Annotated in this window: 9 protein-coding genes; 5 read left to right on the top strand and 4 right to left on the bottom strand. The window is 53.9% G+C overall.

The window, feature by feature from the left end:
- Positions 1 to 56 precede the first annotated feature (56 nt).
- Together HQ37_RS07635 and HQ37_RS07630 are read left to right on the top strand one after the other, a co-directional pair.
- On the top strand, positions 57 to 2,345 hold the full coding sequence (locus HQ37_RS07635) for a GH92 family glycosyl hydrolase (RefSeq protein ID WP_036882094.1): 2,289 nt from the start codon (positions 57 to 59) through the stop codon (positions 2,343 to 2,345).
- A gap of 33 nt (positions 2,346 to 2,378) precedes the next feature.
- Positions 2,379 to 2,948: a GNAT family N-acetyltransferase gene (locus HQ37_RS07630; RefSeq protein ID WP_052080859.1), complete on the top strand. Its 570-nt coding sequence runs from the start codon at positions 2,379 to 2,381 to the stop codon at positions 2,946 to 2,948.
- Positions 2,949 to 3,120: 172 nt separating this feature from the next.
- Here the strand turns inward: HQ37_RS07630 and rmuC are convergent, their stop codons facing one another.
- The 4 genes from rmuC to rsmG form a co-directional block, all read right to left on the bottom strand.
- Positions 3,121 to 4,446: a DNA recombination protein RmuC gene (gene rmuC, locus HQ37_RS07625; protein ID WP_052080869.1), complete on the bottom strand. Its 1,326-nt coding sequence runs from the start codon at positions 4,444 to 4,446 to the stop codon at positions 3,121 to 3,123.
- A 139-nt stretch (positions 4,447 to 4,585) separates the two neighbouring features.
- Entirely contained in the window at positions 4,586 to 7,459 is a 2,874-nt protein-coding gene (gene gcvP, locus HQ37_RS07620) for an aminomethyl-transferring glycine dehydrogenase (RefSeq protein WP_036882089.1), read from the bottom strand.
- A gap of 15 nt (positions 7,460 to 7,474) precedes the next feature.
- Entirely contained in the window at positions 7,475 to 8,125 is a 651-nt protein-coding gene (locus HQ37_RS07615) for an MBL fold metallo-hydrolase (RefSeq protein ID WP_036882086.1), read from the bottom strand.
- 18 nt (positions 8,126 to 8,143) lie between these two features.
- Entirely contained in the window at positions 8,144 to 8,767 is a 624-nt protein-coding gene (gene rsmG, locus HQ37_RS07610; RefSeq protein WP_052080858.1) for a 16S rRNA (guanine(527)-N(7))-methyltransferase RsmG, read from the bottom strand.
- A 527-nt stretch (positions 8,768 to 9,294) separates the two neighbouring features.
- Here rsmG and HQ37_RS07605 point away from each other — a divergent pair.
- The 3 genes from HQ37_RS07605 (at position 9,295) to HQ37_RS07595 (ending at position 12,413) form a co-directional block, all read left to right on the top strand.
- Complete coding sequence (locus tag HQ37_RS07605) at positions 9,295 to 9,885, top strand: nitroreductase family protein (protein ID WP_052080857.1); 591 nt, start codon at positions 9,295 to 9,297, stop codon at positions 9,883 to 9,885.
- A complete protein-coding gene (locus HQ37_RS07600; RefSeq protein WP_036882084.1) occupies positions 9,882 to 10,664 on the top strand; it encodes a Rossmann-like and DUF2520 domain-containing protein in 783 nt (260 codons plus the stop codon). Before HQ37_RS07605 ends, HQ37_RS07600 begins: the two co-directional genes overlap by 4 nt.
- Positions 10,665 to 10,742: 78 nt before the next feature.
- A complete protein-coding gene (locus tag HQ37_RS07595) occupies positions 10,743 to 12,413 on the top strand; it encodes a putative transporter (protein ID WP_369794066.1) in 1,671 nt (556 codons plus the stop codon).
- The last annotated feature ends 58 nt before the right edge of the window (positions 12,414 to 12,471 follow it).

Here is a 12,471-nt window from a genome sequence, read left to right as displayed (position 1 = left end):
CGACAAAGGCCTAATAGCATTGGTGCCGTAGGCACTTCACCAGCAATATTATCATCATGAAGAGAAGATTTTTGGGCAATATCCTAGCCCTTTCGGCAGGCTTGCTCTCCTCTACCCTACTTTGGGCCCAGAGTACCTCTAGCGAGAGCTATTCCCCCGTAGATCTAGTTAATCCTCTAACTGGGACGCTGAGTTCGTTCGAGCTCAGTACGGGCAATACCTACCCCGTCATCTCTCGACCCTGGGGGATGAATAGCTGGACACCACAGACAGGTAAGATGGGGGATGGATGGCAATACACCTACACGGCAGGCAAGATCAGAGGCTTCAAGCAGACGCATCAGCCAAGTCCGTGGATCAATGACTATGGACAGTTTAGCCTCATGCCCATGACTGGTGATCGGCCTATATTTGACCAAGAGCAGCGAGCCTCTTGGTTTGGGCACAAGGCCGAGCTGGCACGTCCTCATTACTATAAGGTTTATTTGGCAGATTATGACACCGAGGTCGAGCTCACGCCCAGCGAGCGAGCGGCTGTCCTGAGGATAGAATACTCCGAGACGTCCAAGAGCCACGAGCGATGGTTGGTGGTCGATGCCTTCGATGCGGGCTCTCATATCGAGCGAGTCGGCACGCATCGCCTTGCTGGCTTTAGCCGCAAGAATAGTGGTGGCGTGCCAGAGAACTTTAAGAATTACTTCGTCCTCGAGTTCGATGCTCCGATAGCTGAATATGTGGTAGGCGACAGCCTCGGCAAGCAAGGTCGACACGCTATGATTGGCGTTCGCTTTGAGGGGGAGGGTCGAATGCGAGAGGTGCGTGTGGCCTCGTCCTTTGTCTCCGAGGAGCAAGCATGGGTCAATCTTCGAGAAGTCCAAGGGAAGAGCTTCGACGAGCTCAAGCAAGAGGGGCGAGAGGTGTGGCATACGGTTCTGTCTCGTCTGATGGTGCGACATCCCGAGGCGGACAAGGTACGGACCTTCTACTCTAACCTATATCGTTGTCTCCTCTTCCCTCGTCGCTTCTACGAGATCACGGCCGAGCAAGACACGATCCACTACAGCCCCTACAACGGGCGGATCGAGCGGGGGTACATGTACACCGACACTGGGTTATGGGATACCTTCCGAGCCCTTTTTCCTCTGATCAATTTGGTTTACCCGGAGGAGGGTGCACGAATGCAAGAGGGCATGCTAGCTGCCTATCGGGAGAGTGGTTTCTTCCCCGAATGGGCCAGCCCTGGTCATAGGGACTGCATGGTGGGGAACAACTCTGCCTCGGTGGTAACAGATGCCCTGCTCAAAGGCCTGGGGAGGGTGAACGCTCGAGAGCTCATCGAGGGACTCATCCACGGCAGCGAGCAAGTGCATCCATCCGTGAGCTCGACCGGGAGGCTAGGCCATGAGTACTACAATAGGCTAGGCTACATCCCCTGCGACGTAGGGATTAGGGAGAGTGCAGCTCGCAGCCTAGAGTATGCCTATGCCGACTGGTGCATTCTGCAGGCTCTCAGGCACACAGGAGCGTCGAAGAAGCTCCAGAGGGTATACGCTGAGCGGGCCAAAAGCTATCGCAATCTATTCGACAAGGAGAGCGGTTGGATGCGTGGACGCAATCAGGACGGCAGCTTTCAGAGTCCGTTCTCTCCGTTCAAGTGGGGCGATGCCTTCACGGAAGGGAATGCCTTACACTATACTTGGTCGGTCTTCCACGACGTGGCTGGGCTGGTGGATCTGATGGGTGGAGAGAGGGCTTTTGAGCGGCAATTGGACACTATCTTCAGCCTCCCTCCGCTCTTCGATCACAGTTATTATGGCTTTACGATCCACGAGATACGAGAGATGCAGATCATGAATATGGGCAATTATGCTCACGGCAACCAGCCTATCCAGCACATGATCTATCTGTACAACTACGTGGGGGCTACCCATAAGACACAGCAACGTATTCGTCAGGTAATGGATCGCTTCTACAGTCATCAGGCGGACGGATATTGTGGCGATGAGGATAATGGGCAGACCTCTGCCTGGTATGTATTCTCTGCCCTGGGCTTCTATCCCGTAACGCCTGCGAGTGATCAGTACGTCATCGGCAGCCCCTACTTTGAGGAGGTGCAGATGAACTTACCCTCGGGCAAGACCACGCTGTACGCTCCCCGCGCTTCGAAGCAGTATTACATTCGAGGCATGAGGGTCAATGGGCAGCCTTACGAAAAGGTGTATCTGAGGTACAGGGATCTTAAGGCTGGGGCGAAGGTAGAGTTTGACCTCGATACTCGACCTAGCTCGTGGGGGCAAAAGGCAGAGGGGAGGCCTTACTCCTTCTCGAGGGAAGGCAAGAGATAGATTGGCCTATCAACGAACGAGGAACTACAGACAATGATCTTCACCCCAAGCAATCACCTCAGTTCTGACGACTGGCGGCTCATACGAGAGCTATATGAGGCGAGCTTCCCCATCGAGGAGCGTCGAGACTGGGCACTGGTTCAGAGGCCGCAGAGGTCAGAGTTCGCCCTATATAAGATGAGCGACGAAGCGCACAGCTTCATTGGTTTTGCGACCATGTGGCATTTGCCGAGCTGCCTCTACGTCGAGCATTTGGCTATTCGAGCTGATCTCAGGGGGGGCGGACTCGGTACAGCAGTCGTGCAAGCCTTGCTCCAGGAGAGCGACTCCGAAAGACCTTTGCTGCTCGAAGTAGAGCCTGCTGAGGCCGGGGAGCTTGCACATAGGCGCATTGCCTTCTACGAACGCTCGGGCCTACAGCTGCTCCCTTACGACTATATACAGCCAGCCTATTCGGACGACTTGCCCGAGGTTGTTCTCAGACTCATGTGCAGTCGATGGCTCGAGGAGCATAGCTGTCGCCATCTGATTGGCGACCTCTATCGGGTTGTCTATGCTCGTTCGACGGACGCGCGAAGGGATGTTCATGAGGGCAAGGTATAGCCCTGTCGGATGAAAGGTATACGTTTCGCGATCAAAACGTATACGTTTCGCATCGAAAACGTATACGTTTCAGGCCGAAAACGTATACGTTTTGGGCGTAAAACGTATACGTTTTGCACCACCCCCCTAGAACCCTTTATTTATAGGCATTTCACCTTGCCCCTCGAAGAGGTCAATCCTCCGCCTCTGAACTGTCGGATAGAGCTCGAGGAATGGACTTCTTACTCGACACGCCAAGCTCTTTGAGCTCCTCAAGTCTGCGTACCACATTACCCGGTCCGGTAAAGAGTTGCCCCTTGGCTCGTGCTAGGCTTTCGGTCGCTGAGGTGAGGGCTGCTTCGGCCTTGAGTAGGCTCTCGCTGTAATTGACGAATTTGTCGTACAGAGCTCCGGCCTTGACAACGATCTTCTCCACATTCTTGATCTGCCGATCACGCTGCCACAGATCCTGAGCCATCTTGAGGGCTGCGATGAGGTTTGTACCATTGATCAAGACGATACCCTTCTTGTAAGCCTCCTCCCAGAGTTTAGGTTCTTGCTTGAGTGCAAGGTTATATGCTGGTTCGTTAGGTACGAAGAGCATGACGAAGTCTGCCGCTCCCTGCTTATTCTTAGCATAAGCCTTGGAGGCTAAAGAGTCAATATGCCTGCGAATACTCATGAGGTGCTCTCGGGCATACTGCTCACGCTCGTCCTGCTGCTCTGCAGATACATAGGCTGTATAGGCTGTCAGACTGACCTTGCTATCTATGATGATGTAGCCTCCATTCGGATAGCGAACGATGATGTCCGGACGCAGGCTCTTGCCCTCCTCAGAGAGGATGACGTTGCCCTGCTCATCCCTTAGCGTCTCCTGCACGCTGTATTCTTCGTCCCTTCTGAGGCCGCTCTGCTCGAGAATGTTTTCCAGGATCATCTCTCCCCAGTCGCCCTGTACCTTGCTATCGCCCTTGAGTGCTCGGGTGAGGTTGGTCGTCTCTTGGCTGATCTGCATGCTGCGCTCGAGCAGGCGTTCGATCTCGTTTTTGAGAGAGAAGCGTTCTCGGGCCTCTCCCTCATAGACTTGTTGCACCTGTTCGCCGAAACGCTTGAGGTCATCCCTCAGAGGCTTCATCGTCTCTTCGCTACGCTTAGCGAGGGCTTCGCTACGCTCGGCCATGATGCTGCTAGCCATCTCCCTGAACTGAGCTTGTAGCTCCTGGTTGATCTCTCTAGACTGTTTGCGCAGCTCAGAGACTTGCTCTTCGGAGAGCTCTAGGCGGGTTCGTAGGATGGCGGCCTCTCGCTCAGCCTCTGAGAGCTGAGCCCTGAGCTCTAGAGTCTCAGCTTGCGCCTTAGAGAGTTGTTCCTCTCGCAGCTCGAGGGCACGTACGAGCTCGGCTTCTCGTACAGAGGGGGTGGGCTCGAGAGGTTGAGCTTGTTGGCGACTGAGCCTAAACACCAGCCACAAGATCAGAACAAGCTGTGCAAGGAATAGAACAAATAGGATAATGGTCATAATGGACATAGATCGCAAAAAAGAGGAGTACTGGACAGAGGTCTATCCCCTCTGTCTGTCAAATCATGTATACAATGCTGCACCACAGCCTAGCAAGCTCGGGCCATGGTGCAGCAAAGTGTTGAACAGAAGTCCTAGGCTATTCGACACCTGGGGCTAAACAGCAGCAGAAGGCTGGCACTAGGTTACGGTCGCCAAAGCCGTTGTCGATGCGGGCGACATTGATCCAGAACTTGTTCTCTCTCAAGTAGGGCAGAGCATAAGCAGCCTTGGATCTGCTATAGCTGTGCGTCCATTCGTCTGCCACGACCTCATACTCGGGATGCGGAGCATTCTTGAGGACATTGTCGTTGGCATCGACTAGTCCATCCTTGACCTCCTGGATCTCTTGCCAAATACATTGCATGACCTCGAGGAAGCGGTCGAGCTCGGCCTTGCTCTCGCTCTCCGTGGGCTCGATCATGAGCGTACCATGTACGGGGAAGGATAGTGTGGGGGCATGATAGCCAAAGTCCATGAGTCGCTTAGCAATATCGCTCTCATCGACTCCGCAGGTCTCACGCAGCTTACGGCAGTCGAGGATTAGTTCGTGCCCTACCCTACCCGTAGCTCCTGTATAGACGATACCGTAGGAGTCCTTGAGGCGAGCAGCGAGATAATTGGCACTGAGGATCGCTGTACGGGTCGAGCGTTCGAGCCCAGCAGCACCCAAGAGGCGAATGTAGGCATACGAAACGACGTCTATACCCGCACTACCATAGGGCGATGCAGCGACAACGTTATCCCCTGCGCCAACGCTCTGCCAGTGGCTATGCGTAGGCAAATAAGGCTCTAGAGCAGGAGTCGCACAGATAGGGCCACTACCTGGGCCGCCGCCGCCATGGGGGATTGCAAAGGTCTTGTGTAGATTGAGGTGGCATACGTCTGCCCCAATGAAGCCAGGGTTGGTAAGGCCTACTTGAGCATTCATATTAGCCCCATCCATATAGACTAGAGCTCCACAGTCATGGATGCGCTTGCACAGGTCTATGATATTGGTCTCGAAGATCCCATGAGTACTGGGATAAGTGATCATCATAGCTGCGAGCTGATCTCTATGCTCTTCGCTCTTGCGCATAAAGTCTTCCCAGTCTACATTGCCCTGGGCATCACAGGCCACGATCACACATTCGTAGCCACATTGGGAGGCACTTGCTGGGTTCGTCCCATGAGCCGAAGCAGGCAAGAGTACCTTGTTGCGATGCCCCTCACCATGAGCCTCATGATAAGAGCGAATGGCTCGAAGACCAGCATATTCCCCCGCAGCACCCGAGTTGGGCTGTAGCGATACAGCTGGTAGGCCTGTGATCGTACCCAGGAGTTGCTTGAGATTCTCAAGCAGCTCGAGCGATCCAGCGACCTGATCGGCAGGGGCATAGGGGTGTACGTTGCACAGGGCAGGATTGCTCAGAGGGATGACTTCGCTGGCTGCATTGAGCTTCATCGTACAAGAGCCTAAGGAGATCATCGAGTGTACGAGCGAAATATCCTTGCGCTCAAGACGCTTGATGTAGCGCATCATCTCCGTCTCGGTGTGGTACTTGTTGAAGACCTCGTAGGTCAAGAACGATGAGGCCCTGAGGAAGGAGCGATCGACACGCACAGAGTGCTCAGAGGGCTCTGTGTCGTAATTGCTCTCCACGCCCATGGCCGAGGCGAAGATATAGCAGAGGACGCCTAGATCATCCTCGAGTGTAGTCTCGTCGAGGCTGAGCATCACATGCCCACAGGGAGTATAGTAGAGGTTCACTCGGCACTCCTCAGCCTCCTGACGCAGGCGATCAATATCTACCGACTTAGGTAGTTCGACGAATAGGGTGTCGAAGAAGTTGTTGTGGCGTATCCGATAGCCCAGGGCGGAGAGCTTGTCAGCTACAAAGGCTGCGAAGGAGTGCACCCGACGGGCAATGTGTTTGAGCCCCTCAGGACCATGATAGACGGCATAGAAGCCGCTCATCGTAGCCAGCAGGGCTTGGGCGGTACAGATGTTCGAGGTCGCCTTCTCTCGCTTGATATGCTGCTCTCGGGTCTGTAGGGCTAGACGATAGGCCTCCTTGCCCATACGATCCTTCGAGAGACCGATGATGCGGCCTGGTAGGGTACGCTTGTACTCCATACGGCATGAGATGTAGCCCGCAGATGGGCCGCCAAAGTACATCGGTATGCCAAAGCGTTGCGAAGAGCCAAAGACAACATCCGCCCCCCATTCGCCTGGAGGAGTGAGCATGACAAGAGAGAGCAAATCGGACGCAACGGCAACCTTGACATCAGCTTCGTGAGCCTTCTCCACGAAAGCCTTATAGTCGCATACTTCGCCCTCAGCATTGGGGAACTGCACAATAGCTCCGAAAAACTCTGGGCTGAACTCAAAGCCCCTATAATCTCCCTCAACGACCTCAAGCCCCTGAGGGACAGCTCGTGTACGAATAACGTCCTTCGTCGAGATGAAGACGTGTCGGTCAACGAACAACTTATTCGCCCCAGACTTGGCCTTGGCACGGCTGCGCTCGTTATAGAGCAAGAGGGCAGCCTCTGCCCCAGCCGTAGCCTCGTCGAGGAGCGAGCAATTGCTCAGAGGCAAAGCCGTCAGATCCGTGATGACACTCTGGAAGTTGAAGAGAGCCTCGAGACGACCCTGTGAGATCTCAGCCTGGTAAGGGGTGTAGGAGGTGTACCAAACGGGGTTCTCCAGTACGTTGCGCAGGATAACAGGAGGGGTAACACAATCATACCAACCCTGACCGATGTAAGAGGTGAAGACCTCATTCTTGGAGGCTAGATCTGCGATGTGCTCGGCGAACTCTCGCTCGGTCATAGGCTCTGGCAGATCCAGAGGTTTGGGCAGTCGAATGTTCTTTGGCAGGGTGGCACTGATGAGTTCGTCCATGGACTTGACTCCGATCGTGCGGAGCATCTCTGCGGCCTCTAGGTCGCCGATGCCGATGTGTCTTAGCGAAAAGTCGTTCGTGTTCATTACTAAGCAAGTAGGTTATTTGAAGTACGGATTATGTGCGATTTCCTCCCCGATCACTGTAGGATCTTCATGCCCTGGGTAAACAATGGTGTCAGTTGGTAGTGTGAAGAGCTGCTCCCGGATGCTGCCGATAAGCTGATCATAGCTACCATACCAAAAGTCCGTGCGACCGATATTGCGACGGAAAAGAGTGTCTCCAACGATCACGAAACCTGCATTGGCAGCATAGAATACGACATGACCAGGTGAATGGCCTGGTACATGACGCACCTCTAGGCTATGCTTACCGAGCTGGATGACCTCACCCCCAACGAGAGGGCGATAGACAGAAGGATCTACCTCCTCACAGCGGAGTAATAAGCCAAATTTACGGATCTGCTCCGAGGGGCTGGGGAGCTGCTCGAGGTCGATCTTGGGCGCATAAGCCTCTATCTCGGGCCAGGTACGCAGAACCCAACCATTGCCCCACACATGGTCAAAGTGCATATGGGTCGAGAGCAGCAAACGGGGGCTGAGCCCCTTGCTCTCGACGAAGCTGCGCAGACGCTCCTGCTCGTTGCCTGTCATACAGCCGCAGTCTACGATGGCGGCATTGCCCACCTCGTCGTAGATGACGTAGGTATTCTCCTCTACGGGACTAAAACAAAAGGAATGTATCTGTAGCATTTAGATAGATTGTATCGTTTAGAGGGGAAGGTAGACGACCTTTTTGGTCTTGAAATACTCCTCCTCAAATGTAGGGAAAAGGTCTTGAACCTCCACTATATTCCTATACGGTTTGATCTCGGCCTGTAGCTCTCCGCCCTTGAGACAAATGAGACCATTGGGCATCCCATTGTGGTGCTCATGATGGACAAGTCTCTTGACCATCGGTACAAGCTCGCCCAGCTGCATCACGGCTCGACTGACGACGAAGTCAAACTGGCAGCCCAACTGCTCCCCTCGCCCATGCACCGTCTGCACATTACTTAGTCCAAGGGCTTCGGCAACGGCTGTGGCAACCTTGACCTTCTTGCCGATGCTATCTATGAGGGTGAAGGAGACTTCGGGAAACATAATTGCAAGAGGAATACCTGGGAAGCCTCCACCACAGCCAAAGTCCAAGACCGAGGTCTCGGGCTTGAAGCGGATCATCTGCGTGATGCCTAGCGAATGCAGTACGTGGTGGGGGTATAGCTGGTCAATGTCTTTGCGAGAGATCACGTTGATCTGTGCGTTCCAGTGCCTATAGAGCCCATCCAGCTGGGCATACTGCTCTTGCTGCTTGTCTGTAAGGTTGGGAAAATACTTGTCTATGATAGTGGACATAACCTTCGGGAATATAAATACAATGTAGCTCTCTACGTAGAGCAGAGGCAAATATACGATGATCCGTCGATATGCGAAAGCTCCTCGGCCAATTTATCTTCTTCGCTCCAAGGCATGGCTGAGCCTCTAGAAGAGAAGGCAACAGAGCTCTAAATAGAGCCTCTATCCATAGGCATAAGTAGGAGCGTGGTAGGGATATAAGTAGAAGCGAAAAATCTTATAAGTTAGCAGTCATTAGGCTGCCAACTTACAAAACAAAATCTCGTAAGTTAGTAGTCTGTAAGGGATGCAATGGAGACCCAAGTAGGAGCTCCACCGAGGTCTAAGTAGGAGCGCAGTGGAGACTCAAATAGGAGCTCCATTGAGATCCTACTTGGATCTCAGCCGACCCTCCCTCGGGCATTCACCCTGAGCCCTATCGAGATCTTGTCAGAGACCCCTATGGGTCTTCACCCAAGAGTCAAAGGACGGAGGCTTGATCCTACGATAAACCGTACCTTTGCAGCAAACTCAAAACAAGACGAACAATGGCCCAACAACTATTAGACATCATCCGCCAGCGCAGATCCATTCGCCGCTACAGCTCCGAGGTCCTCGATCCTCTAGAGGTGAGCACGATCCTCGAGGCTGGCCTCAGAGCCCCATCCTCCAGAGGGGCGCATACCACTCAGTTTATCCTTGTCGAAGACCCCGAGCACCTCGAGGCTCTAAGCTACATGCGTGCCGAGGGGGCAGCATTCCTTCGAGAAGTACCCCTAGCAGTGATTGTCCTGGGATCGCCCATGGAGTGTGAGAGTTGGATGGCCGATGCGTCCCTTGCCGCTGGCTATATGCAGCTACAGTGTGAAGCTCTAGGTCTAGGGTCATGCTGGGCAGCAGTCTATGGGCAATACACGGCCAATGGGCAGGACTGCTCGGAGTATGTCCGCCAATTGCTCCACATTCCCTACCAGCTAGAGGTACTCTGTGCCCTAGCTATAGGACACAAGGCTGAAGAGCTGGAGCCACACAAGAGCGACAGCCTTCGCTGGGAACAGATACACATTGGCTATTATCCTAGCCTCGAAGCCGACTCCTCGGCTCAAGGTAACGGCGAGACACCCTCCACACAAGCATGAAACAGATCGTACTCATCGGCGCAGGCAATGTAGCCACGCACTTGGCTCGAGCTATAGATCAGTCTTATCCTCGGGGCACACTCAGCCACATCTACAGCCGAAGGCATTCCTCTGCCCTAGAGCTTGGGCAACAGCTGAGCTATTGTCCCGTCTGTGTGGATAATCTCCAGGCCTTGCCCACCTCTGCAGACCTGTATCTCTTCTGCACCCCTGACGACAGCCTCGAAGCTCTTTGGCATACTATGCCTGCGACCCACGGCGGGCTATGGGCCCACACGGCAGGCAGCGTCCCTCTAGACAAGATGATGGCTTGGCACTCGAAATGTGGTGTCCTCTATCCGCTACAGACACTCAGCAAGGCTCGTTCGATAGACCCTCGAGAGCTCCCCCTATATATTGAGGGTAGCGACGAGGAGGTAGCTGCCCGTCTAGAGAGCTTCGCTCGTAGTCTCTCAGGCTGTGTGTATCGAGCTGACAGCCAACAGAGGGGGCATCTACATTTGGCTGCTGTACTGGCCTGCAACTTCACCAATCATCTGCTAGCCCTTTCGGAGGATTATCTCAAGAGGCATGACCTTGACCCTAAGGCTCTATACCCTCTCGTGCGAGAGACAATGGCCAAGGCTGAGCTCTATAACCCCAGGAGCATGCAGACAGGGCCGGCCATTCGAGGCGATGAGGAGACTATGAATCGACACCTAGAACTCATCCAGGAGGATCTGCTCCTCAGCCAAATCTACCGTCTACTCTCCGAGAGCATCCGACGCCATAGCCGGTAAGACGATGTGATGAAGTCTCTTTTTAAATAACTTTGCAGCTCAATTTTGATAGGGATACCTATACGATCAATGGATACAATGAAACAATGGTTGCTCGAGACCTTCATCGAGCCCTCTGGTACACAGACTATTGTAGTGCTTACGCTCGTCTGTGCTGTCGGCCTTTTACTGGCCAAAATGCGCTTTGGAAAGGTAACCCTCGGCGTTACCTTTGTCTTCTTCACAGGGATCTTGCTCGCCCACCTGGGGATGCCAACCGATTATGAGATCTTGACCTTCGCCCAAAACTTCGGTCTAGTCATCTTCGTCTACGCCCTAGGGCTAGAGGTTGGGCCCTCATTCTTCCCCTCGCTGAGGAACCAGGGCGTCATCTACAACCTCTATGGGGTGCTGCTCATGGCAGTAACCTACGTCTTCATCATCCTCTTCCACTACCTCTTCGACGTCTCCATGGCCAATCTCCTGGGCATCATGTCGGGAGCTGTTACTAATACGCCCGTACTGGCTGCGGTGCAGAGTACGCTTCAGTCAGCATACCCCGATGCAACACGAGAGGTCGCCGACGTGGCCCTGGCTGGGGCTGTTACTTACCCCCTCGGCATCGTGGGCGTTATCCTCGCCTTTGTCGTGCTGGACTGGCTTCACCCCAAGGAGCAAGAGCAGGAGCAGGAGGAGGCTAGAGAGGCCTTCGTTACAGAGTTTGAGGTGATCAATCCTGAGCTCAGTGGCCTCAGTGTCAGAGATCTCGTCAGCAGGATCAATCTACACTTCATCATCTCTCGTATTTGGCGAGATGGGCATTTGATCGTGCCTACCTCACAGAGTCAGGTGCAGCAGGGAGACCACCTCTTGATCCTCTCGAAGCAAGAGGATGTAGATACCCTCACCCAATACTTCGGCAAGAGGGAGGAGGGAAAAGACTGGAACCGCCCAGATATCAACTGGGATGCTATCGATGATAATCTCGTCTCCAAGCGACTCATCATCACCAACCCCGACCTCAACGGTGCTAAGCTCGGTTCTCTCAAGCTGCGCAATAAGTACGGGATCAACATTACCCGTATCGACCGAGCTGGCATCGAACTACTCCCCAACCCCGAGCTCTACCTCCAGCATGGCGACCGCCTCACAGTCTTAGGCGAGGCTGGAGCACTCTCGCAGGTGAGCAAGCTCATGGGAGACTCGATCCAAATGCTCGACAAACCCAAGCTCGTGAGCTTCTTCTTCGGGCTACTGCTGGGCTGTGCTCTCGGGACACTCCCTGTCTTTATCCCAGGCATGAGCATCCCCATACGCCTAGGACTGGCGGGCGGGCCTATCATCATTGGGATCTTGATGGGAGCTTTTGGCCCAAGGCTTCGCCTGGCAACCTACATGACCAATAGTGCTACACAGCTAATCAAACAGCTTGGTATAGCGATCTTCTTCGCTGCTCTAGGCCTCTCCAGTGGCGAGCACTTTGTCGAGACTCTAATTGATGGTGGGGGACTCTTGTGGGTGGCTCTTGGGTTCTTCATCACTGTCGTACCCACTGTGCTTGTCGGACTTTTTGCCCTCAAGCTTAGAGGGAAGGGTTATCCCGAGACGGCAGGCTTCCTCAGTGGGACGATGGCTAACCCTATGGCTCTTGACTTTGCAGAGGAGCAGACCGGAAGCCGCGCCTCCTCTGTTGCCTATGCGACCGTGTATCCCGTAGCAATGTTTGTTCGCATCATTACGGCACAGATCCTATTACTCTTCTATCTCTAACGAAGCAGGTAGTAAAAGACAAGGGGGAGGGGCATCTAATTGCCCCTCCCCCTGACTT

It is taken from the genome of Porphyromonas sp. COT-239 OH1446, assembly GCF_000768875.1.
GTDB lineage: Bacteria > Bacteroidota > Bacteroidia > Bacteroidales > Porphyromonadaceae > Porphyromonas.
Note: the sequence above shows the minus strand (reverse complement) of the source record. Positions and strands in the feature narration are given on the sequence as shown.